Raw genomic sequence first — 22,355 nt, 5'->3', positions numbered from 1 at the left:
GTTAGTGAAGCGCGCACCATGAGCCGCACCGGCCGCCTTTTCATGCTGATGGACGCCATGCGCGGCTATCGCCGCCCCGTTACCGCCGCCCGTCTGGCCGAACAGCTGGGCGTTTCCGAGCGCACCATCTACCGCGACATCCAGACCCTCACCGGCCTTGGCGCACCGCTGGCCGGCGAGGCCGGTGTCGGCTACATGCTCAAGCCGGGCTTCTTCCTGCCACCGCTGATGTTCGGTGCCGACGAACTGGAAGCGCTGGTGCTCGGCGCGCGCTGGGTGCGCAGACAGGGCGATGAGGCGCTGGCCCACGCCGCCAGCAACGCGCTGGCCAAGATCGCCGCCGCCACGCCGAAAGACCTGCGCGACGACATGGCCGACACCAGCCTGTGGGTGCCGATCGGTCCCGACCGGCAAGCCGCCAGCGATATCCACGTGCGTCCGGTGCGCGAGGCGATCCGCTACCAGCACCGGCTGCGCATGGCGTACTGCGATGAGCAGGGCGCGCCATCGGAGCGGGTGGTGTGGCCGTTCGCGCTGGCCTTCTTCGAGGGCAAGCGCCTGCTGGCCGCGTGGTGCGAATTGCGGCTGGCGTTCCGCCATTTTCGCATCGACCGCATTGCGGCGGCGGAGTCGATGCAGGAGCGCTACCCGGCACGCCGCCACGAGCTGCTGAAAACCTGGCGCGCCGAGCACAATATCAGCGACGACTCCTGACAAAAACTGTCGCAGCCTGGATCTACGATGCAGTTCTCAACCACTCAACGGAGACTGCACCATGCGCTTGTACCACCACCCAATGTCGACCTGTTCCCGCCGCGTGATGCTGGCCGCCCTGCACATGGGCACGCCGCTGGAGCTGACCGAAGTCAGCCTGCTGAGCCCTGACGACCGCCGCCGCCTGGTCGGACTCAATCCCAACAACAAGCTGCCGGTGCTGCATGATGGCGAGTTCACGCTGACCGAGTCCTGCGCCATCATGCAATACCTGGCCTACCGCACGCACGGGCAAACGCTGTATCCGGATAACATCCTGGTCCGCGCCGACATCAACCGCTGGATGTTCTGGGCAGTGCAGCACTTCGCGCCGCCGATCAGCGTGTTTTGCTTCGAGCACATCTGGAAAGGACTGATCGGCAAGGGCGGCCCGGATGCGGCGGAACTGGAACGCGCGGGCCTGCAGGTGGCGCAGTTCGCCGCGGTGCTGGAGCAGCACCTGGCTGGCCGCAAATGGATGGTCGGCGAAAAGCTCAGCCTGGCCGACCTGGCAGTCGCGCCGTCACTGACTTACCTTCAGCAAGCCAAGCTGCCGCTGAGCCAGTACGCCAATCTGCAGGCATGGTTTGCCCGCGTGACCGAGCTGGAAGCCTGGAAGCACACCATGCCGGTGTGGTGATCTTGCTGATTGCAAAAAGAGCACGCTTATGTGAAGTAGCGCACAGAGCAGGACGGGCAAGGGCAGTATTCTGGACTCGTCTCCTCTGGAGGAGATCCCTAGTTTTGGACTTTGCCCGCTGCCCAGCGGGCTTTTTTTTTTACAGCATCAGCACCGCGTACAGCGACTGCACATCCTCTGCCGACTCGGTCATGATGGCGTGCAGCGTACCGTCGCCGACCACGAAGTCGATGGTGCGCGCGCCTTGCAAAGTGGTGGCGCCGGGCCGCTGGTACAGCGGCGAATGCACCGGCGACAGGTCGTTGGCCAGCAGCAGCGTGTCGCCTAGCGTTTCCGGCGGCAGCGCGCGCAGGCCGATCCACATCGATTCAATCGCCTTGAACACGCCGTCCGGCACGCCCAGGTGGGTCATGACGCCGCAGCCGATCTCGATTTCGCCATGCTCGACCCAATCCTCCGGCTCGCCCTCCATCACCTCCGGGTAGTCGCCGGCGCAGGACAGCATGTAGAACCCCGCCACCTCGTGCATGATGCCGGCAAACAGCGCCGTATCCGGATCGACGTGCGTGACGCGACGCGCGATCACCTGCGACAGCGCGGCCACGTGGGCGGTGTGCTCCCACAACTGGTTGATCTTGGCGGCCAGCGCCGGCTCGGTGACCTGGCTGCCGATCTGGCGCACGATCAGCGCCGCCACCAGCGATTGCAGCGTACGCACGCCGAGGCGCTGCACAGCCGCTCGCACGCTGGAGATTTCGGTGCCGGAACGGTTGTAGGCGACCGAGTTGGCAATCGCCACGCTACGCGCGGCCAGCAACGGGTCTGCCTGGATCAGCTTGGCGGCTGATTCGATGTGACAATCGGGATCATTCAGCGCCTGCTGCAAGCGCAGCGAGGCGTTGACGTTGGCGGGGAAGGTGAGTTCCCCCCGGCTCGCTTGAGCAGCGATGGTCTTGAAGGCGTCGAGTCTGTCCATTGTCAAAAATTATACTCGGAATATTGCCGTACGGCACTTTTCTAGGTATTACTTTTTCAGACGTCTGTTTCGGCCCACAAGCCAAATTGGTTATTGCTCGCTGAAGATGGCGTCGCAGCCTTCCACCGGTTCGTCGGTGTCTTGCAGCTCGTCGCTCAGGCCCAGGTCGAACAGTTCCTCGACCGCGTTCATGAAACTGTTGTGGGTCGAGGCGCCGATCAGGCGGTAGATTTCGCCGTCGGCATTGCGCACGCCGACGATCAGGGCTTCCTGGCGCACTTCGTCCGCAGGCGCCACGTCCAGCAGCAGGTTGGCGATGATGTGTTTGTCGAATTTGGCAGGTTTAATGCCGTCCAGCAGAGAGGTTTTCAAATCTGTTTCCTTGGTGTTTTAATCGCAATCGCGGCTGGTCGGGGCGGGCTCCGTCTGACCAGCCATGATGACAGTTTTAAGTTCGGACAGCGTTTTTTCAAGCCGCGCAAAGTCGTCGTCGGTGTAGGACGCAAACATTTTGCCGCTGTTGGCGATGACTTCCGGGAACACGGTACAGAAGGTCCGTTCGCCTTCCGGGGTCAGTCGCACAAAGAAAGAACGCTTGTCGCAGTCGTTGCGCTGACGTTCGACCAGGCCTTTTTGCTCCAGCCGTTCGATCACCCCGGTCAGGGTACCCTTGGTGATCAGCGTCTTGTCGCCCAGTTCTTTATAGGACATGCCGGGCGTGTTGCCCAGCGTGGCGATAATGTCGAACTGCGCGTGCGTCAAGCCGCTCCGGCGCACATATTCGCCGGAGAGCCGTTCATAGCCTTGCATGCATTCAGCCAGTAGCCGGATGCTTTTCAAGTATCGTTCACCCATAGGACGTGATTATAGCCGCTTCGCATCCGGCTTTCCGGCGGGGTACACTATGCCAAACGACAAGATTGATAAGAATAGCCGATGTCCTTTGCAAATTTATCCAGCCTCGCCCAGCAGCACCCCTTGCGCATGCTGCTGGTCAACGCCGGCGAGGCGGACGCCATTACCTGGGCGGGACTGGTGCAGCCGCTGCGCCTGGCCGCCGCCCAGCTGGGGCGCGATGTGCTGCAACTGGAGACCATGACGCCGGCCCAGGTGGTGCTGGCCCAGCCCGGCTGGCATCTGGCCTTGCTGGTGGCCGACGAACAACAGACGCCTCTGCCGCCCGAGCAGTGCCGCGCCGTCATCGAGCGCTGCCGCTCGGCCGAATACTGGGGCGGCGTCGGCGCCGGCGTGTTGTGGCTGGCCAAGGCCGGCCTGATGGCGGGCGTGCGCATCGCGCTGCCGTGGGCGCTGTACGCCGATACCGAAGACATCACCGAGCGCGCCATCCTGACCCCGCACCTGTTCGAGCTGGACGGCCGCCACCTGAGCTGCTGCGGCGGCGCCGCGTCGATCGACTTCGCGCTGACGCTGATCGAGCAGCTGTTCGGCGCCGGCATCCAGGCCACCGTCAAGGAAAGCCTGTGCGTGGAGCGCGTGCGCGGGCCGGAAGAGCGCCAGCGGGTGGCCCTGCAGGCCCGCTTCGGCGCCTTGCAGCCGCGCCTGTCGGAAGCGGTGACCTTGATGGAGACCAATATCGAGGAGCCGCTGTCGACCGACGACATCGCCAACCTGGTCGGCCTGTCGCGGCGCCAGCTGGAGCGGCTGTTCAAGCAATACCTGGGCAGCCTGCCGTCGCGCTACTACCTGGAACTACGGCTGCAACGGGCGCGCCAGCTATTGCTGGACACCAATCATTCGATCGTGCAAGTGGGGTTGATGTGCGGCTTTTCGTCGGGCTCGCACTTCTCCACCGCGTTTGGCGCGCTGTTCGGCAACACCCCGCGCGAAGAGCGCCAGCGCAAATTACAGTCCTGACAAGTTTACTTTGCGGCCAAAAGTAAAAATTCTTGTCGCCATTAGAAAAGAACTTTAGCATCCCGGTTTTTATAATGGGTCCACGCGGCGTTGTGCCGCGCATGACCCACATATTGATAGGGAATGCCATGAATGCCAAAGTAGATACGACCGCTCTCAACCGTCCTGTGACCCGTCAGACCTTTGACGAAGTCCTGGTGCCGACTTACGCACCGGCAGCGATGGTTCCGGTCCGAGGCTCGGGTCTGGACCTGTGGGACCAGACTGGCAAACACTACCTGGACTTTACCTCCGGCATCGCCGTGGCCGCGCTTGGCCATTGCAACCCTATCGTGGTCGAGGCGCTGACCCGCCAGGCCAACACCCTGTGGCACCTGGGCAATGGCTACACCAACGAGCCAGTGCTGCGCCTGGCCCTGGCGCTGACCGAAGCCACCTTCGCCGACCGCGCCTTCTTCTGCAACTCCGGCGCCGAAGCCAATGAAGCCGCCCTGAAGCTGGCCCGTAAATACGCGCACAGCAAATTCGGCCCGCAGAAATCGCGCATTATTTCGTGCTATCAGTCGTTCCACGGCCGCACGCTGTTCACCGTGTCGGTGGGCGGCCAGTCGAAATACACCGAAGGCTTCGAGCCGCTGCCACCGTCGATCGACCACATCACCTACAACGACATCGAATCTGCGCGCGCCGCCATCGGTGACGACGTCTGCGCCGTGATCGTCGAGCCGCTGCAAGGCGAAGGTGGCGTGGTGCCGGGCGACAAAGCCTACCTGCAAGAATTGCGCGACCTGTGCAACAAGACCGGCGCACTGCTGATCTTCGATGAAGTGCAATGCGGCATGGGCCGTACCGGCGACCTGTTCCACTACATGACCTACGGTATTACGCCGGACATCCTGACCTCGGCCAAGGCGCTGGGCAACGGTTTCCCGATCGCCGCCATGCTGACCACCCACGAACTGGCGGCCACGCTGAACGTCGGCTCGCACGGCACCACCTACGGCGGCAATCCGCTGGCTACGACGGTGGCGCTGGCGGTGCTGGAAACGGTCAATCAGCCAGCCTTCCTGGCGCGCGTGAAGGAAGCCGGCAACAAGCTGCGTTCGACCATGGAGAAGCTGATCGGCGATTACCCGCAAGTGTTCACGCAAGTGCGCGGCGCCGGTCTGCTGCTGGGCATCGTGGTGACCGATGCGTGGAAAGGCCGTTCCAAGGATATCCAGAAGGCTGCTGAAGCCAACGGTATGATGGTGCTGATCGCCGGCATGGACGTGGTGCGCCTGGCGCCGGCGCTGATCGTCACCGACGAGCAGATCGCCGAAGCGGACCGCATCCTGCGCCTGTCGCTGGATGGCCTGCTGAAGGCAGCGTAAGCACCACCATCCCGTCATTCCCGCGTAGGCGGGAATCCATAGAACGCGGCCGTTGTGGCTCAGTATGGATTCCCGCTTTCGCGGGAATGACGTTTTTACGTTCACTAAGGAGTTTTTATGTATGTAGTCCGTCCGGTCGAACTTGCGGATATTGCAGCCCTTGAGGCGCTGTCCGCGGTCCCTATGCCGGGAGTGCATACCTTGCCCAAGACGCGCGAAAAAATCCGCGCCATGGTCGAACTGTCGATCGCCTCCTTCGCCGCGCATGTCGACATCCCGAGCGAAGAGGGCTACCTGATGGTGCTGGAGTCGCAGGACAAGCAGATCGTCGGCACCGCCGCCATGTTTGCCGCCGCCGGCTCCAACGGCACCTATTTCTCCTTCCGTAACGACGTGATCCAGCAGGTCTCGCGTGACCTCAACATCAGCCATAGCGTGCACGCGCTGACGCTGTGCTCCGAGCTGACCGGCTACTCGCAACTGTCGTCCTTCTTCGTCGGCGAGCGCGAACACGGCACGCCGGAAGCGGCACTGCTGTCGCGCGCGCGCCTGATGTTCGCGGTGCTGGCGCCGCACCGCTTTTCGGAACGCTTCTTCGTGCCGCTGGCCGGCGTGACCGACAGCGAAGGCGGCTCGCCGTTCTGGGATGCGCTGGGCCGCAAATTCTTCCAGATGGATTTCCTCGACGCCGAACGCACCATCGGCGGCGCCCGCAACCGCACGCTGATCGTCGAACTGATGCCGCACTATCCGGTCTACGTGCCGCTGCTGCCGGGCGACGCGCAGGCCGCCATGGGCCAGATCCATCCATCGGGCGAGCTGGCGTTCAATCTGCTGACCGCCGAAGGCTTCGAAGCCGACGACTACATCGACATCTTCGACGGCGGCCCGATCCTGCAGGCGCACAAGAATTCGCTGCGCACCTTTACCGGCGCGCTGCAGCGTCGCGTCGCCACGTCGGTCGAGACGCCGGACCGCGGCCGTGAGCCGCAGCTGCGCTACGCCGTGTCGTCCGGTTCCGAGCATGACTTCCGCGTGGTCATTACGCATTGCCCGGCGCTGGAATCGCAACTCAGCGTGGCACTATCCCTGGATGTACAGGACGCGCTGCATATCGCCGAAGGCGATACCGTCATCTGCGTCCGAATATAAAAACGAGAAAACCTATGCTAGTTGTACGCGCAATCCAAGACACCGACCTCGATGCCCTATATGTGATGGCCACCCAGGTAGGCAGCGGCATGACCACGCTCAAGCCGGACATGAAGATGATGGGCGACCGCCTGAACATCGCCGTGGCCTCGTTTGCCGAAACCATCCCGCCGGAACAGCGCGACTATATGTTCGTGATGGAGGACACCGACAGCGGCCGCCTGGCCGGCGTGTGCGCCATCAAAGGCTCGGTGGGCCTGACCGAACCGTTTTACAACTACCGCATCGGCACGCTGGTGCACTCCAGCCGCGAACTGGATGTGTTCACCCGCATGGACACGCTGTACCTGTCGAACGACCTGACCGGCAGCACCGAACTGTGTTCGCTGTTTCTGCATCCCGACTACCGCACCGGCAACAACGGCAAGCTGCTGTCGAAGTGCCGCTTCCTGTTCATCGCCCAGTTCCCGCACCTGTTCACCGAAAAATTGATCGCCGAAATGCGCGGCTACCAGGAGGAGAGCGGCCGTTCGCCCTTCTACGAAGGGCTGGGCCGCCACTTCTTCAAGATGGACTTCGACCACGTCGATGCGCTGACCGCCGTCGGCAAGAAGTCCTTCATCGCCGAACTGATGCCGCGCCAGCCGCTCTACGTGGCTTACCTGCCGGACGACGCGCAGGAAGTCATCGGCAAGGTGCATACGTCCACCGCGCCGGCGCGTCGCCTGCTGGAGCAGGAAGGCATGTACTTCGAAGGCTATGTCGACATTTTCGACGCCGGCCCGGTGCTGCAGGCGCGCGTGTCGGAACTGCGCGCCATGCGCGACAGCACGCTGGCCGACATCGGCCCGGCGACCGACGGGGATTCCGCCTGCGCGCCGGAGAGCGTTGTGGCCGAACCTATGCTGGTCTCCAACACCACGCTTAAAGATTTCCGCATGATTTTGTCGCAGGCGATGCCGGTCAACGGCATCGTCGCCCTGCCGGAAGCGGAGCAGCAGCTCCTGCATTGCCGCAGCGGCGATACCGTGCGCACCTTGACTCTCAATCCGAGGAAGAACAATGGCTAACTCCGTGGCAAACATCAGCAACTTCATTAACGGCGAATGGATCGCCGGCAGCGGCGCCGAACTGGTGACCATCAATCCGGCCACCGGCCTGCAGACCTGGTCCAGCCACGAATCGACCGCAGTCGATGTGGCGCAGGCCACCACTGCCGCGCGCGCCGCGTTCGACGCATGGGCCCTGACTCCGCTGGAACAGCGCATCGCCGTGTGCACCCGCTTCCGCGACCTGCTCAAGCAGGACGCCGAAGAGCTGGCGCTGCTGATCTCCGAAGAAGTGGGCAAGCCGCTGTGGGAGTCGCGCACCGAAGTGGCCACCATGGCCAACAAGATCGACATCTCGGTGCAGGCCTACAGCGCCCGCACCGGCGAGTCGCACAGCAAGGTGGCCGATGGCGAAGCGGTGCTGCGTCACCGTCCGCACGGCGTGTTCGGCGTGTTCGGTCCGTACAACTTCCCCGGCCACCTGCCGAACGGCCATATCGTGCCGGCGCTGATCGCCGGTAACACGCTGGTGTTCAAGCCAAGCGAATACGCGCCGCGCACCGCCATCAAGACCGTGCAGCTGTGGGAGAAGGCCGGTCTGCCATACGGCGTGCTGAACCTGGTCAATGGCGGCCGCGAAACCGGCATCGCGCTGGGCCAGAGCAAGCTGCTCGACGGCGTGCTGTTCACCGGCAGCTGCCAGACCGGCACCGCGCTGCATAAACAATTCGGCGGCCAGCCGGGCAAGATGCTGGCGCTGGAAATGGGCGGTAACAATCCGCTGGTGATCTGGGATGCCAAGGAAATCGACGCCGCCGTGTTCATGGCGATTTCGTCGGCCTTCATCTCGGCGGGCCAGCGCTGCACCTGCGCGCGCCGTCTGATCCTGCCGACCGGCGCGGCCGGCGACGCCATCGTCGCGCGCCTGGTCGATGTCGCCAGCCGTCTGACCGTCGGCGCTTCCGATGCCGAGCCAGCGCCGTTCATGGGCCCCGTGGTGTCGGCTGCTGTCGCCAGGCGTCTGGTGCAGGCGCAGGCCGACTTGGTCGCGCGCGGCGGCAAGCTGCTGCTGGAGATGAAACACCTGGACGTCAACAGCGGCTTCGTCTCGGCTGGCATCGTCGACGTCACCGACGCCAAAGGCATTCCGGACGAAGAGTGGTTCGGCCCTCTGCTACAGATCATCCGCGTGGCGGATTTTGAAAGCGCCATCGACGCCGCCAACAACACCGCTTTCGGCCTGGCCGCCGCGCTGATCTCCAACGACGAAAAGCTGTGGAAGATATTCCAGGTGCGCGCGCGCGCCGGCATCGTCAACTGGAACCGTCCAACCACCGGCGCCGCCAGCAGCGCGCCGTTCGGCGGCGTGGGCCAGTCGGGCAATCACCGTCCAAGCGCCTACTACGCGGCGGATTACTGCGCCTATCCGGTTGCATCGATTGAGAACAACGTACTTGAAATGCCAGCGAAGCTTTCGCCGGGCATGCACTTCTAAAGGCAGCATCTCATGTCCGCACGCGAATTCAACTTCGACGGCCTGGTAGGCCCATCGCACAACTACGCCGGCCTGTCGTTCGGTAACGTCGCCTCGTTCAGCAACGTCAAGAGCGCCTCCAATCCCAAGCTGGCCGCGCTGCAAGGCCTGGCCAAGATGCGCGCTTTGGCGGCGCGCGGCTTCGGCCAGGCGCTGCTGCCGCCGCAGGACCGTCCGAACTTCCGCCTGCTGCGCAGCATCGGCTTCATCGGCACCGACGCAGAGGTACTCGCCAAGGCGGCAAAAGAGTCGCCGGTGATTTTGGCCTGCGCATATTCGGCCTCGCCGATGTGGACCGCGAACGCAGCCACCGTCAGTCCTTCGGCCGATAGCGCCGACGGGCGCACGCACTTCACCGCTGCAAACCTGAACAACAAGCTGCATCGCGCCTTCGAGCATGAGCAATCGACGCGCGCACTGCGCGCTATCTTCAAGGATGAAAAACACTTCGCCGTGCACGACGCGCTGCCAGGCACGCCGGCTTTCGGCGACGAAGGTGCGGCCAATCACACGCGTTTATGCAAGGACCATGGCAGCAGCGGCGTCGAGATGTTTGTCTACGGCCGCACCGAGTTCGACGCCTCCGCTCCGGCGCCGAAGAAGTACCCGGCGCGCCAGACGCTGGAAGCTTCGCAGGCGGTGGCGCGGCTGCATGGTCTGTCGGCCGAACGCACCGTCTACATCCAGCAGAACCCAGACGTCATCGATCAAGGCGTGTTCCATAACGACGTGATCGCGGTAGGTAACGCCAATGCCCTGTTCTACCACGAGCAGGCATTCGCCGACGAAGCAGGCGCGCTCGATCAGCTGCGCCGCGCACTCGCCGGCGTCGGCGCGGACCTGAACGCGATCCGCGTCGATACGGCCCGCGTGCCGGTGGCCGACGCGGTGGCCAGTTATCTTTTCAACAGCCAGCTGCTGAGCAAGGCCGATGGCAAGATGGCATTGGTGATTCCGCAGGAGTGCCAGGAAGTCGCTTCCGTGGCCGCGTATCTGGACGGTCTCGTAGCGGGCGGCAGCGCGATCGATGAACTGATACATTTCGACCTGCGCCAGTCGATGCGCAACGGCGGTGGTCCCGCATGCCTGCGTTTGCGCGTGGCGCTGACCGATGCCGAAGCCGCCGCCATGCACCAGGGCGTGGTGATGACCGAGGCGCTGTATCACACGCTGGTGGCGTGGGTGGAAAAACACTACCGCGACCGCCTGGACCCTGCCGATCTGGCAGACCCACAATTGGCGATAGAAGTGCATAATGCACTGGATGAGTTGAGCCGTATCCTCGGACTCCCGGGACTCTACGATTTTTAATAATAAACGCCGCGCAGCCACAAGCCGGCGCGGACATTGCAACACAAGATACCTATAACGTATTGGAGAAGCAAAGATGAAAGTATCGCCACAAGACCTGCGCAATCAAACACTGGATCACGTCAAGGCGAGCATGTCGCCGGGCGATGACGCCAAGGTTGCGGAGCTGATCGCCGCCTGGCTGAAGTCCCTGGACGATGAAGACCTGGCCGGTATTGCGCCCGAGAGTCTGGCGATGGTGTTGTGGGGCGGGTTCGTGCAGGCAGCCAAACGTACCGCCAGTGGCGCGCAGATCGCCCGCCTGCGCTACGACGATGGCCGTGGCGGCATGGCGACCGCGCTGCTGATTCTGAACGACGACATGCCGTATCTGGTCGACTCCATCGTTATGGCCATGCGCAAGCTGCGCGTAACCGCCAACAACGTACTCAATACGGTGCTGCCGGTGACGCGCGATGCGGACGGCGTGGTCACGGCCGTTGGCGAGCATGGCGCCAAGCTGGAATCGTACGTGCTGGTGCTGCTGTCGGAAGATTTGCCGGAGGCCGAAGTCGGCATGCTGGAAGAGCGCATCGTCATGGTGTCGCGCGACGCCGCCGTGGTGCGCCGCGACCGTGCCGCCATGCTGGAACAATTCAGCCGCATCGGTGCGGAAGCCGCAGCGCATGGTGAAGAAGGCAAGGAAGTCGCCGCCTTCCTGGAATGGGCCAAGACCGAAGGCTTCGAGCCGTTCGGCTACGCTTACTACGCCGTCAAGCCGGGCGTGCGTGAACTGGAGCGCGACATCCCTAGCCGCATCGGCGTGCTGCAGGATACTTCGCATCCGGTGTACGGTACCTGCCTGGCCAATATCCCTGGCGATTTCGATACGCTGTCCAAGCGCGGCCACACGCTGTCCATCGTCAAGGCCGACGTGGAAGGCACGCTGCACCGCGACCAGCAGCTGGACTTCATCGGCGTGCGCCGCACCGACGCGCAAGGCGCGATCCTCGGCGAATACTGCTTCGTGGGCCTGTTCACCCGCGCCGCCACCTCGACGCCGCTGAACCGTTTGCCGTTCGCGCGTGGCCGCGTGGCGCGCGTGCTGAGCATCGCCGGCGTGCGCCAGGAAGGCTTCCGCGCCGAGAAGTTCGTCGAGATCCTCGAATCGCTGCCGCGCACCGAAGCGCTGGAAGCCGATCCGGAATGGCTGGCCGAAGTCTGCGGCGCCGTGGTCTCGCTGTACAAACAGCCGCGCGCCAAAGTGTTCGCCCGCCGCGACGTCTATGCGCGTCACCTGAATGTGCTGGTCTACCTGCCGCGCGAGCGTTACAGCGCAAGCGTTGGTTCGGCACTGGCCAAAGCACTGCAGGCCAGTTCCGGCGCCAACCATGTCAGCTCGCAGACGCTGGTGGCCGATGGCCCGCTGGCCCGCGTCTACCTGATCGCGCATGGCGCGCGCTATCCGCTGGATCTGGAAACCGACATCCAGCAACCGCTGCTGGCTGTGATGGATGGCTGGCACGACCAGTTCTCCGTGCTGGCCGACGCCGTCACCGACGTGCCGCTGCGCGCCAGCCTGCGCAAAATGTGCGCGACGCTGCCGACTGACTACGTCGCCACCACCACGCCGTCCGCCGCCTTCCACGATCTGGGCGCGATCCTGCGCAACACCGATCCTTCGCGCGTTAGCGTGCGCGTGGATGCCGACAACGGCCACACCAGCATTCGCCTGTATTCGGTCGACCGCGTGCCGTCGCTGTCGACCATCCTGCCAGCGCTGCATAACGCCGGCGTGACCATCGACCGCGAGCAGGCGCACTCGCTGCGCGTGAACGGCGAGCGCCATTTCGTCACCAGCCTGTCGGTGGATGCCGACAGCGCCGCCAAGCTGTCCAAGCCGGAAATCGTGCCGGTGGCGGAAGAGCTGTTCGCCGCGCTGTTCAACGATGCGGCCGAAGACGGCCGTCTGAATGGCCTGGTGGTCGAAGGTGGCCTGAGCGTGCGCGAAGTGCAGCTGGTGCGCGCCTACATGAGCTACTGGCGCCAGGCCAGCCCGCGCTTCTCGGTGCGCTACATGGCCGAGACGCTGCGCAAGCAGCCGGCCATCGTCAAGGAACTGGTGGACGCCTTCCTGCAGCGCTTTAATCCTGCCAACGACGAAGCCACGCGCGCCGCTGCGCTGGACAAGGTTGCCGACATCAAGAGCCGTCTGCCGGCCATCAATCACGCCGACAGCGAAGAAGTGCTGGGCGCGATGGCGACGCTGATCAGCGCCACGCTGCGCACCAATTACTTCCAGAACGATCAGCAGGGCGACAAGATTATCTTCAAATTCGACACCAGTAACCTGCTGCTGGTGCCGGAACCGCGTCCGTTCCGCGAGATCTTCGTGTTCTCGCGCCGCTTCGAAGGCGTGCACCTGCGCGGCGGCCCGGTCGCCCGTGGTGGCTTGCGCTGGTCGGACCGCATGGAAGACTACCGCACCGAAGTCCTCGGCCTGGTCAAGGCGCAGATGGTGAAGAACGCCGTCATCGTACCGGCCGGCGCCAAGGGAGGCTTTGTCTGCAAGCAGATGCCGAAAGACGCCGTGCGCGAAACCATCGCGGCGGAAGGCGAGGCAGTGTATCGCCTGTTCATCGCCAGCCTGCTGGAAGTGACCGACAACCGCGTGCTGGGTAACATCGTGCCGCCGGCCGATACCGTGGTCTACGACCCTAACGATCCTTACCTGGTGGTGGCGGCCGATAAAGGCACCGCGACCTTCTCCGACATCGCCAACGGCATCGCCGTGCAGCGCGGTTTCTGGCTGGGCGACGCGTTTGCGTCGGGCGGCTCCAACGGCTACGACCACAAGAAGATGGGCATTACCGCCAAGGGCGCGTTTGAAGCGGTCAAGCGCCACTTCTACGAAATGGACCACGACATTCACGTGTCGCCGGTGACCATGGTCGGCGTGGGCGATATGTCGGGCGACGTGTTCGGCAACGGCGCGCTGTTGTCGCGCAAGCTGAAGATCGTGGCGGCGTTCGATCACCGTCATATCTTCCTTGATCCGAATCCGGACATGGAAGCATCGTTCGTCGAGCGTGAGCGCATGTTTGCGTTGCCGCGCTCCTCGTGGGAAGACTACAACAAGGAACTGATCTCGAAGGGCGGCGGTGTATTCCCGCGTAACGCGCGTTCGATCGAGCTGTCGCCGGAAATCCGCGCCGTGCTGGATATCGAAGAAACCGCACTGGCGCCGGAAGAACTGATGCACCGCATCCTGCTGGCGCCGGTGGACCTGTTCTACAACGGCGGCATCGGCACCTATATCAAGGCCTCGACCGAATCGCACGCGCAGGTCAAGGACCGCGCCAACGACAACATCCGTGTCGACGGCAATCAGCTGCGCTGCAAAGTCGTCACCGAAGGCGGCAACCTGGGTGCGACGCAGGCTGGCCGTATCGAGTTTGCGCTGTCCGGTGGCCGCATCTTCACTGATGCGATCGACAACTCGGCCGGCGTGGATTGCTCCGACCATGAAGTGAACGCAAAGATGTGGCTGGACGTGGAAATGAACGCCGGCCAGTTGAGCGAAGCAGACCGCAACCGCACGCTGAACGAGATGACCGACGACATCGAGCGCCTGGTCCTGCGCGACAACACGCTGCAAACGCAGTTGCTGGTGCGCGAGTTGCAGGCGCAGGTCGATCCGGATGTGCAGGACGGTTACGCCGCGCTGATCGCGTCTCTGGAAGAAGAGGGCGCGCTGTCGCGTGAGCTGGAGCAGTTGCCGTCGGTGGCTGAACTGGCGCGCCGCAAGGCCGATGGCCGGGGCCTGACCACGCCGGAACTAGCGGTGGTCATCGCCAACGTCAAGAACCGCTACAAACGAATTCTGTCGGCGCTGCCGCTGACCGAGAACAGCTGGGCCGAATCGGTGCTCAAACCGTACTTCCCGGATCTGCTGGTGGCTACCCGTCCAGCATTGGCGCACCCGCTGGCCAACGCCATCCTGGCCACCGTGCTGGCGAATGAATCGGTCAACCGTTGCGGTCCGCTGATGCTGCGTCAACTGGCGGGCGAACATGGCGTGGATGAAGCGGATGTAATCCTTGCGTGGGGCCAGGCATGGTCCGCGCTGAACCTGGCGCCGATCTTCGATACGCTGGATGAAGATGCGCTGAAGATCCCGCGCGCGGTGTCGATCAAGGTCGATGCGCACACCCGCGTACTGCAGAAGGCGGTGATCGAAGGCGCGCTGTCGGTGCCTGTCGAGCAGTTGCGCAATGGTGTCGGCGAGTTGACCGGCCTGTTCGCCAATCCGGAAACGCTGGCGCAGCTCACCCCTGTCAGCGGCCAGTCGGAAGCGGAACTGACCGCCGGCCTGCGCGCAGAATTTGTGCGCGCCTGGATGGCGGTGGATGCGCTGGAAGCCGTGGCGGCGTTTGTGTTTGCGGCGCTGTCGGTGCAACGTCCGGCGGGCATGGACTTGCCGGCCTTCCTGCATGTGGGCCTGGCGCTGCGCGCGCAGGTCGGCATCGACACGCTGGAACGCGGCCTGAAACTGCCGGCCACCAGCCGTTCGCAGGAACAGTTGCGCAGCTACGCGCAAAACGCGCTGCGCCGCACGCAGCAACGCCTGCTGTCGCAGGTGCTCAAGCATGCCACCGGCGGCCATTCGGCGCTGGAGGCGGTGGAGGTGGTCGCCAACACGCTGGGCTTGTCCGGCTATTCGGTGGCGACGGATCTGGAACAGGCGATGCTGGATGTGTGGGCTTTGTCCGAGGCGGTCAACGCCAGCGTCACGGCACAGGCGGCGTAAGACGATGAGCGTTTCGCAAGCACATTCGCCGGCAGCGTTGCCGCAGCAGTTGCCTGCTGCGGTGCGCGCGCTGGCGGAGGCGGATTTCAGCGCCATCGCGCCGCGCTTTACGGCGGCCGGCTTTGTGGTCGCCGAGCCGGCCGACGGCATCATCACGATCCGCGCGGCCGGTGGTGCGGTCCGCCCGGCGGTGCTGATCTCCGTCGGCGTGCACGGCGACGAGACCGGACCGATCGAAGTCGTGGCTTACTTGCTGGACGCCCTGTCGCATCAGCCGTCCGCGCTGGCGGTGGACCTGATGCTTTGCGTCGGTAATATCGGCGCCATCCGCGCCGGCAAGCGCTTCATCGACGCGGACCTGAATCGCATGTTCCGCGAAAAGCGCGGCACGCTGGAAGGCACGGCGGAAGCTGCACGCGCCGACGTGATGATCGCCGCCACCACCGCGTTCTTCCAGAACGCCGGCCCGGCGCGCTGGCATCTCGACCTGCATACCGCGATCCGGCCATCCGTTTATCCCACCTTCGCCATCGTGCCGGAATTGATTGCCGATCAACCGCGCGCGCAACTGATCGACTGGCTGGGACTTGCGGGTATCGGCGCCATCATCATGAACCCGGCCTCGGTGGGTACTTACAGCTACTACTCGGCCGAGCACCATGCGGCGGCCGGCACCACCATTGAACTGGGCCGCATCGGCACGCTGGGTCAGAATGACCTGGCGCAGTTCAAGGACGCATCGCAGGCGCTCGATGACCTGCTGCGCGGCGCGGCCAGGCGTGACGGCACGCAGCGGCCGCACATCTTCAATACCGCGCGCCAGATCATCAAGTTGAGCGACCAGTTCCAGATGGCGTTCGGCAAAGAGACGCATAACTTCACCGCCATGAAACAAGGAGAAGAGATTGCGCGTGATGGCGACACCGTCTACACCGTGCAGCATGCGGAAGAACTGGTGGTATTCCCCAATCCCGATGTGCGTGTCGGCTTGCGGGCAGGGCTGATGGTGGTGCGCGTCGATTGATCTTTACCCGTCTTTACACTCTGCGGGGTCATGGATACATGGTTTAGTTCGTTAATAGAATAGCGTCCTTAACCACGGAGTAAGAACCATGAGCACAGCAATCAGCAGCGTTTCCAGCAGCACCACCACCGCCCCAACTTTCGATCCAGCCAAAGGCGCAGCGCGTCTGGCGACCAAGATGTTCGACGATATGGATGCCGACACCGACGGTTCGGTCAGCAAAGACGAGTTCGTCAAGGGCCTGGAATCCAAAGGCGTCTCGTCCGACGACGCCACCAAGCAGTTCGACGCCATCGACAAAGAAGGCACCGGCTCGATCACCAAGGATGACCTGACCTCGGCCATCAAGAGCGGCGACTTCAAACCGCCGCGTCCGCAGGGCGGCGGTGAGGGCGGCTCGCAGGGCGCGAGTGGCGTCAGCGGCGCCGGCGGCGCAAAAGGCGCTGGCGGCGCAGGTGGCGCCAGCGCGGCCGGTGGCAGCAGCAGCGCCACCAAAACCTACGACGCAGCCGACAAGAACGAAGACGGCACCGTGACCCAGCAAGAGCAACTGGTCTACGACATCGCGCAAGCCAGCAAAGCCGCCGCCGCCAGCAATACCAGCCAGATCGGCAATAACATCGACGCATTGGCCTGACCGCCGGCAGCCTTCAAGCCGTTGCGCTACACTCGGAGTTTTCTTTCGGGGAGATGATGATGGCGCTATCGATGGATCAATTGACGGTGCCCGCGTTCGTGCGCGGGTTGAAAGTGTTGTCGGCGTTGCTGAAGAAGGCGGAAGCACACGTCGAGCAGCAGGGCTCGGTACCGGATGCGATGATTTCGGCGCGGCTGGCCGATGATATGTTGCCGCTGACGGGCCAGGTGCAGCGCGCCAGCGATACGTCGAAGATGACGGTGGAACGCCTGACCGGCGTGCCGGCGCCTAAGTTTGAAGATAACGAAACGTCATTCGATCAGCTGCAACAGCGGATCGCCAACACCATCGCCTTCCTGGAAAGCGTGACGCCGGAGCAGTTCGCCGACAGCGAAGAACGCACTATCCGCCTCAATTTCGGCGGCTTCCCGGACTTTACCGGCGCCAGCTACCTGCTGACCTTCGCGCTGCCCAATTTCTACTTCCATGTCGCCACCGCGCACGACATCCTGCGCAATCAGGGTGTCAAGATCGGCAAGCTCGACTATCTGGGCGCTTTCGCTTAGTGGTGGATGATCAGCGCCGTCAGGGTAATGGCCAGGCCAAGCAGGACCATGGCGGCGCCGGTCACGGCGGCGGGATGGATGCGGCGAGATACGGTAGGGATCTTTTGAATCGGCATGGCTGGCTCTCCTTCTTGGCTTTGAGTAACACTTGCCTCAAGAGTAAGCCATCGCCTGTTTGCAATCTATACATGCCCCTGTATCAAAAGTAAGCACTTGTAACGCAGGCCATATGGCGTAAGGGTCAAAGTTGTATTTGTGGCACAAAATACCTGTAGGGGAGCCGGACGGAAAGCCCTATAATCGCTGTGTTTTTGCCCCGACATCATCTCCCACAAGGATAGCCTGTGAACCAAACGCTGGTCCAGAAACTGACCCGTACCAAGCTGGTCAACCATCAAAAAGCAGAAGACCCAAGCAGCAGCAACAGTTTGCACCGCTCTGTAGGCCTGTTCCCCCTGACGATGATCGGTGTCGGCGCCACGATCGGCACCGGCATCTTCTTTACGATGGTTGAGGCCGTACCCAAGGCTGGCCCATCCGTCATCCTGTCGTTCCTGATCGCCGCCATTACCGCCGGCCTGACCGCGCTGTGCTATGCCGAGCTGTCGTTCCGCATTCCGGCCTCCGGCTCGTCGTATTCGTTCGCTTACGCCACCGTGGGTGAGTTCCTGGCCTTCATCATGGCCGCCTGTTTGCTGCTGGAATATGGCCTGGCCGCCAGCGCGGTGGCGATCGGCTGGTCGGACTACTTGAATAATTTCCTGAATAACGCGATCGGCTGGCATATTCCAGAGATGCTGCGCTCGCCGACCATCGTCTCGACCGCGCACGGGATCGAAGTGCATGGCGGCCACATCAATTTGCCGCCGATCATCCTGGTGTGCCTGTGCTGCCTGCTGCTGATCCGCGGCGCCAAGGAATCGGCCACCACCAACGCCATCATGGTGATGATCAAGCTGGCGATCCTGATCTTCTTCGTGGTGATCGCCTTCAGCGGTTTCGACATCAACAACTTCCACCCGTTCTTCAGCCCGGACGGCGGCGTGCACACCACCGGCATGGCCGGCGTGACGGCGGCGGCGGCGACCGTGTTCTTCTCCTTCATCGGCCTGGACACTGTGGCCACTGCCGGCGAAGAAGTGCGCAATCCTACCCGTAATGTGCCGATCGGCATCCTGTCCGCGCTGGTGATTGTGACCGTGTTCTACATGCTGGTGGCGGTGGCCGCGATGGGCGCGCAGCCGGCGGCCAAGTTCGCCGGGCAGGAAGCCGGCCTGGCCGTGATCCTGCAAAACGTCACCGGCAAGACCTGGCCGGCGCTGGTGCTGGCGGCGGGCGCCGTGATTTCGGTATTCAGCGTAACGCTGGTGACCATCTACGGCCAGACCCGCATCCTGTACGCGATTTCCAAGGATGGCCTGATTTCACCGGCGTTCCAGAAAGTCAGCCCGCGCACCGGTTCGCCGGTGCACAACACGCTGATCGTCTGCATCGTGGTGGGCCTGGTGGCCGGTTTTGTCGATGCGACCTTCCTGTGGGATATGGTCAGCATGGGTACGCTGACGGCGTTCAGCGTGGTGTCGGTGGCGGTGCCGGTGATGCGTCGCAAGGAAGGCCCATCGGCCGTCAAAGGCTTCCGCGTGCCGGGTGGTCCTTACCTGGTGCCGGGCCTGAGCATCGCGGCCTGCCTGTACCTGATGTTTGGCCTGTCGATGACGACCTACACCATCTTCGGTATCTGGATCACCGCCACGGTGCTGACCTACTTCCTGTACGGCATGCGCAACTCGCGCCTCAACCGTCAGTAATACGGTAGCCAATTAAAAAGCCCCGGCCGCTTGCGCGTGCCGGGGCTTTTGCCATTTTGACGGTGTAACTTATTCAGCGCTGTTGTTTTCAGGCTTGTTGCCCAGGTACAGGCGCAGCACCAGGCCGGACAGAGCGATTGCAGCAGGCAGGTTTTCGATAATGGTCAGCATAGTATTTCTCCTTGAGTGAATTCGATTAACCGCGCGATGCGAAGAAGCGCAGCTCGGCGGACAGGCTAGGGGAGTGGCGCTCGCAGTCATTCGCCATGCGAGTGAGCCACCAGATGGTTTCTTCTTTGTTGCGCTGCGACATACCCGGTTGTACGGCGAACACGGCTGCGAACAGCTGGCGTACTGCGGTGGCAACATTGGCGAAGTAGCCAGTGTCATTGGTCGTGGTGTAGGTCATTGCGCTCATCGGAAACTCCATCAATATTCGTTTGTTGCGTTGCAGTATGCGCGCATTTCAGTAATAAGAAAACTTTCGATTTATGATACGAGCCATAAGCAATGTATATAACTTGGGATTTTCCCTATGAAGAGGTGGTGCTTTGGAGTAAGTTGAAGTAGTGTAATTTTTTTGTGTAGCCGCTGCCTTCAGGTATGATTACTGTCCTTTTAGCAATAATCTGATGGGGTGGGAATGTCTCTGCGCACGAAATTCATGCTGGCGTTGCTGTTGACCGGACTGGCTGCCGTGGCGATGGTAGGCGGCCTGGCCTATGCCGGCATGACCAAGAAGGTCGACGGCATGCGGCGCGAGCGAGCGGCCGAGCATTTTCATGAGTCCGTCACCGCCTATCTGGCGCAATATGGCAGCTGGGAGGCCAATCACGGCAAGGAAGGGTTCGACGCCTTCATGCAGAGCCGCAGGCCGTCCGCCGGGGATCGTCCGCCGCCGCCGGCGGATGACCGCGAGCGTCCGCCACCGCCGCCCGGCGAGGGCCGGCCGGAGCATCGCGGCGAGCCGCCGTATCACTTCATTCTGGCCGACCAGGATTACCGCGTGCTGCTCGGCGCCGGCGTCTACAAGCATGGCGAACTGCTGTCGGAGGCGGCGCGCAAGGATGCGCGGGCAGTCGAGGTGCACGGCCGCGTGGTGGCGTATGTGTCGCCGGAAGGCGTGATCACGCCGAGCAGGCAGGAACTGCAATATCTGGCGGCAATGCGCGATGCGCTCTGGTTTGGTGTCAGCGGCGCGGCGGTGCTGGCGCTGGTGCTCGGCGTGCTGCTCAGCCGTGGACTGGGCCGCACGCTGGGCCATCTAACCGGCGCGGTGCGCGCCATGCATGGCGGATCGCTGTTGCAGCGGGTGCCGGTCGAGGGCAAGGACGAAGTGGCCGAACTGGCTGCCGCATTCAACGCCATGAGTGAAAAGCTGGCGCGCACGCACGAGGAGTTGAGCGAATCGCACCAGACCATTCTGGCGCAGGCGGAGCAGATGCGCGAGCTGAGCGTGCGCGACGCGCTGACTAAGCTGCATAACCGCCGCCATTTCGATGAACAGGCTTGTACCTTGTTCAGCCACGCGGTGCGCCACAAGCGGCCGCTCAGCGTGGTGATCGGCGATATCGATTTCTTCAAGAAGATCAACGACCAGTTCTCGCACGCCACCGGCGACACGGTGCTGCGCCAGGTCGGTGAGATCCTGCGCAGCCATATGCGCCTGAGCGATCTGGTGGCGCGCTATGGCGGCGAGGAATTCGTCATCGCGTTTCCGGAGACTGAACTGCCGCAGGCCGCCGCACTGTGCGACAAGCTGCGCGCGATGATCGAGGCCTTCCCGTGGCATCAGGTGCATCCGGAACTGAAGGTGACCATGAGCATGGGCGTGTACGCCGACCTGGCGGCCGGCACGGCGGAAGCGATGCTGCAAAAGGCCGATGCACTGCTGTACCGCGCCAAGGAGACGGGCCGCAACCGCGTCTGCTTCGCCGGCTGATCAGGCCTGGCGGTCCAGCCAGCGGCCGCCGAACATGGTGCAGACCAGCGCCGCGACAATCAAGGCGGTGCCGGCCCACTGCCACGCGCCGATGGTATCGCCGAGCATCAGCATGCCGGAGGCGATGCCCACCACCGGTACGCCCAAACTGAACGGCGCCACGCGGTTGACCGGATGGCGCTTCAGCAAACGGGTCCACATCGCGTAGCCGGCGATGGTGGAAATCCAGCCGATGTACGCGACCGCCACCCAGGTGACCGGCGGCGCAGCCATCCAGATCCAGCGGGTGGAAGGAGCGTCAAACGCCAACGACAGCAGCACGAAGGGAATAATCGGCACCGCGCCGCACCAGACGATAAAACTGATGACGTCAAAGTTGGGCGTGGCCTTCTGCGCGCGGCGCACAACGATATTCGACACGGCCCACATCGCGGCACCGGCCAGGCATAGCACGAAGCCGCCTGGCGTGATGTCGATGGCGTGGCCCGATTGCATGGCGCTGGTGGCGAAGCAGCCCAGGCCCACGGCCGCCAGCAGCAGCCCGGCCATCAGCGCGCGGCTGGTGTGCTCTTTCAGCAGCATGAAGCTGAAGATGGCGGTGAAGAAGACCTGCGTCTGCAAAATCACCGAGGCCAACGAGGCCGACATGCCGACCTTGAGCGACAGGAACAGCAGTCCGAATTGCCCCACGCCCTGGCTCAAGCCATAGGCGATCACCCACTTGGGCGCCAGCTTGGGCGGGCGCACGAAGAAGATCAGCGGCAGGATGGCGAAGACATAACGCGCGGCGCCCAACTGGAACGGCGTCAGGTCGCGCAGACCGACCTTCATCGCGACAAAGTTGGTGCCCCAGATGATAACGACCAGGAGGGCGGACAGCAGGTCGCGGGTGGTGAAGGCGGAGATGTTCATCCGCCCATACTAGC

At 63.2% G+C, this 22,355-nt stretch carries 19 protein-coding genes; 14 read left to right on the top strand and 5 right to left on the bottom strand.

From position 1 onward, the window contains the following. Window positions 1–18 precede the first annotated feature (18 nt). On the top strand, window positions 19–714 hold the full coding sequence (locus tag HH213_RS09070; protein WP_169112046.1) for a helix-turn-helix transcriptional regulator: 696 nt from the start codon (window positions 19–21) through the stop codon (window positions 712–714). Window positions 715–775: 61 nt separating this feature from the next. After that, the gene (locus HH213_RS09065) at window positions 776–1,393 is read left to right on the top strand and encodes a glutathione S-transferase family protein (RefSeq protein ID WP_169112045.1); all 618 of its coding nucleotides are present in this window, start codon (window positions 776–778) and stop codon (window positions 1,391–1,393) included. A gap of 139 nt (window positions 1,394–1,532) precedes the next feature. On the opposite strand, the gene HH213_RS09060 is transcribed toward HH213_RS09065, so the two are convergent. The 3 genes from HH213_RS09060 to HH213_RS09050 form a co-directional block, all read right to left on the bottom strand. After that, entirely contained in the window at window positions 1,533–2,369 is an 837-nt protein-coding gene (locus tag HH213_RS09060) for an HDOD domain-containing protein (protein WP_169112044.1), read from the bottom strand. Window positions 2,370–2,459: 90 nt separating this feature from the next. Next, window positions 2,460–2,741: a hypothetical protein gene (locus HH213_RS09055; RefSeq protein ID WP_110845555.1), complete on the bottom strand. Its 282-nt coding sequence runs from the start codon at window positions 2,739–2,741 to the stop codon at window positions 2,460–2,462. Between the two features lie 18 nt (window positions 2,742–2,759). Then, entirely contained in the window at window positions 2,760–3,179 is a 420-nt protein-coding gene (locus HH213_RS09050) for a MarR family winged helix-turn-helix transcriptional regulator (protein ID WP_229263362.1), read from the bottom strand. A 126-nt stretch (window positions 3,180–3,305) separates the two neighbouring features. On the opposite strand from HH213_RS09050, the gene HH213_RS09045 reads away from it, so the two are divergent. The 11 genes from HH213_RS09045 to HH213_RS08995 all read left to right on the top strand — a co-directional run bounded on the left by HH213_RS09045 (window position 3,306) and on the right by HH213_RS08995 (window position 19,487). Continuing rightward, window positions 3,306–4,244 carry a GlxA family transcriptional regulator gene (locus HH213_RS09045; protein WP_169112042.1) on the top strand — a complete coding sequence of 313 codons (939 nt, stop codon included), beginning with the start codon at window positions 3,306–3,308 and terminating at the stop codon, window positions 4,242–4,244. A 128-nt stretch (window positions 4,245–4,372) separates the two neighbouring features. Continuing rightward, window positions 4,373–5,617 carry an acetylornithine/succinyldiaminopimelate transaminase gene (locus HH213_RS09040; RefSeq protein ID WP_110845552.1) on the top strand — a complete coding sequence of 415 codons (1,245 nt, stop codon included), beginning with the start codon at window positions 4,373–4,375 and terminating at the stop codon, window positions 5,615–5,617. A gap of 117 nt (window positions 5,618–5,734) precedes the next feature. Continuing rightward, window positions 5,735–6,769, top strand: a complete 1,035-nt coding sequence (locus HH213_RS09035; protein ID WP_110845551.1) for an arginine N-succinyltransferase — start codon at window positions 5,735–5,737, stop codon at window positions 6,767–6,769. Window positions 6,770–6,783: 14 nt separating this feature from the next. Next, on the top strand, window positions 6,784–7,839 hold the full coding sequence (astA, locus tag HH213_RS09030; protein WP_169112041.1) for an arginine N-succinyltransferase: 1,056 nt from the start codon (window positions 6,784–6,786) through the stop codon (window positions 7,837–7,839). Then, window positions 7,832–9,313, top strand: coding sequence for a succinylglutamate-semialdehyde dehydrogenase (gene astD, locus HH213_RS09025; protein ID WP_174864402.1), 1,482 nt, complete (start codon window positions 7,832–7,834; stop codon window positions 9,311–9,313). Before astA ends, astD begins: the two co-directional genes overlap by 8 nt. A 12-nt stretch (window positions 9,314–9,325) precedes the next feature. Further along, window positions 9,326–10,663 (top strand): N-succinylarginine dihydrolase, encoded by a 1,338-nt coding sequence (gene astB / locus HH213_RS09020; RefSeq protein ID WP_169112040.1) that lies wholly within the window; start codon window positions 9,326–9,328, stop codon window positions 10,661–10,663. A 76-nt stretch (window positions 10,664–10,739) separates the two neighbouring features. Next, a complete protein-coding gene (locus HH213_RS09015) occupies window positions 10,740–15,452 on the top strand; it encodes an NAD-glutamate dehydrogenase domain-containing protein (RefSeq protein ID WP_169112039.1) in 4,713 nt (1,570 codons plus the stop codon). Window positions 15,453–15,456: 4 nt separating this feature from the next. Further along, window positions 15,457–16,476, top strand: coding sequence for a succinylglutamate desuccinylase (locus HH213_RS09010; RefSeq protein WP_169112038.1), 1,020 nt, complete (start codon window positions 15,457–15,459; stop codon window positions 16,474–16,476). An 88-nt stretch (window positions 16,477–16,564) separates the two neighbouring features. Then, window positions 16,565–17,113: an EF-hand domain-containing protein gene (locus tag HH213_RS09005; RefSeq protein ID WP_110845545.1), complete on the top strand. Its 549-nt coding sequence runs from the start codon at window positions 16,565–16,567 to the stop codon at window positions 17,111–17,113. 59 nt (window positions 17,114–17,172) lie between these two features. Continuing rightward, complete coding sequence (locus HH213_RS09000; RefSeq protein ID WP_110845707.1) at window positions 17,173–17,679, top strand: DUF1993 domain-containing protein; 507 nt, start codon at window positions 17,173–17,175, stop codon at window positions 17,677–17,679. 344 nt (window positions 17,680–18,023) lie between these two features. After that, window positions 18,024–19,487: an APC family permease gene (locus tag HH213_RS08995; RefSeq protein WP_169112037.1), complete on the top strand. Its 1,464-nt coding sequence runs from the start codon at window positions 18,024–18,026 to the stop codon at window positions 19,485–19,487. A 196-nt stretch (window positions 19,488–19,683) separates the two neighbouring features. Here the strand turns inward: HH213_RS08995 and HH213_RS08990 are convergent, their stop codons facing one another. Then, window positions 19,684–19,905 (bottom strand): hypothetical protein, encoded by a 222-nt coding sequence (locus HH213_RS08990; RefSeq protein ID WP_110845543.1) that lies wholly within the window; start codon window positions 19,903–19,905, stop codon window positions 19,684–19,686. A gap of 225 nt (window positions 19,906–20,130) precedes the next feature. Between HH213_RS08990 and HH213_RS08985 the strand changes: the two genes are divergently transcribed. Then, window positions 20,131–21,429: a GGDEF domain-containing protein gene (locus HH213_RS08985; protein ID WP_169112036.1), complete on the top strand. Its 1,299-nt coding sequence runs from the start codon at window positions 20,131–20,133 to the stop codon at window positions 21,427–21,429. On the opposite strand, the gene HH213_RS08980 is transcribed toward HH213_RS08985, so the two are convergent. Continuing rightward, window positions 21,430–22,341 (bottom strand): EamA family transporter, encoded by a 912-nt coding sequence (locus tag HH213_RS08980; RefSeq protein WP_169112035.1) that lies wholly within the window; start codon window positions 22,339–22,341, stop codon window positions 21,430–21,432. Window positions 22,342–22,355 lie beyond the last annotated feature (14 nt).

This window comes from Duganella dendranthematis (genome assembly GCF_012849375.1).
GTDB classification, from domain to species: Bacteria; Pseudomonadota; Gammaproteobacteria; order Burkholderiales; family Burkholderiaceae_D; genus Rugamonas; species Rugamonas dendranthematis.
This window is presented reverse-complemented; position numbering and strand designations above follow the sequence as displayed.

Bases quoted from the DNA above. Each gene is read 5' to 3' on its own strand.
- HH213_RS09070 (WP_169112046.1), top strand. From the start codon at position 19: ATGAGCCGCACCGGCCGCCTTTTCATGCTGATGGACGCCATGCGCGGC.
- HH213_RS09065 (WP_169112045.1), top strand. From the start codon at position 776: ATGCGCTTGTACCACCACCCAATGTCGACCTGTTCCCGCCGCGTGATG.
- HH213_RS09060 (WP_169112044.1), bottom strand. From the start codon at position 2,369: ATGGACAGACTCGACGCCTTCAAGACCATCGCTGCTCAAGCGAGCCGG.
- HH213_RS09050 (WP_229263362.1), bottom strand. From the start codon at position 3,179: ATGCAAGGCTATGAACGGCTCTCCGGCGAATATGTGCGCCGGAGCGGC.
- HH213_RS09045 (WP_169112042.1), top strand. From the start codon at position 3,306: ATGTCCTTTGCAAATTTATCCAGCCTCGCCCAGCAGCACCCCTTGCGC.
- HH213_RS09040 (WP_110845552.1), top strand. From the start codon at position 4,373: ATGAATGCCAAAGTAGATACGACCGCTCTCAACCGTCCTGTGACCCGT.
- HH213_RS09035 (WP_110845551.1), top strand. From the start codon at position 5,735: ATGTATGTAGTCCGTCCGGTCGAACTTGCGGATATTGCAGCCCTTGAG.
- astA (WP_169112041.1), top strand. From the start codon at position 6,784: ATGCTAGTTGTACGCGCAATCCAAGACACCGACCTCGATGCCCTATAT.
- astD (WP_174864402.1), top strand. From the start codon at position 7,832: ATGGCTAACTCCGTGGCAAACATCAGCAACTTCATTAACGGCGAATGG.
- astB (WP_169112040.1), top strand. From the start codon at position 9,326: ATGTCCGCACGCGAATTCAACTTCGACGGCCTGGTAGGCCCATCGCAC.
- HH213_RS09015 (WP_169112039.1), top strand. From the start codon at position 10,740: ATGAAAGTATCGCCACAAGACCTGCGCAATCAAACACTGGATCACGTC.
- HH213_RS09010 (WP_169112038.1), top strand. From the start codon at position 15,457: ATGAGCGTTTCGCAAGCACATTCGCCGGCAGCGTTGCCGCAGCAGTTG.
- HH213_RS09005 (WP_110845545.1), top strand. From the start codon at position 16,565: ATGAGCACAGCAATCAGCAGCGTTTCCAGCAGCACCACCACCGCCCCA.
- HH213_RS09000 (WP_110845707.1), top strand. From the start codon at position 17,173: ATGGCGCTATCGATGGATCAATTGACGGTGCCCGCGTTCGTGCGCGGG.
- HH213_RS08990 (WP_110845543.1), bottom strand. From the start codon at position 19,905: ATGAGCGCAATGACCTACACCACGACCAATGACACTGGCTACTTCGCC.
- HH213_RS08985 (WP_169112036.1), top strand. From the start codon at position 20,131: ATGTCTCTGCGCACGAAATTCATGCTGGCGTTGCTGTTGACCGGACTG.
- HH213_RS08980 (WP_169112035.1), bottom strand. From the start codon at position 22,341: ATGAACATCTCCGCCTTCACCACCCGCGACCTGCTGTCCGCCCTCCTG.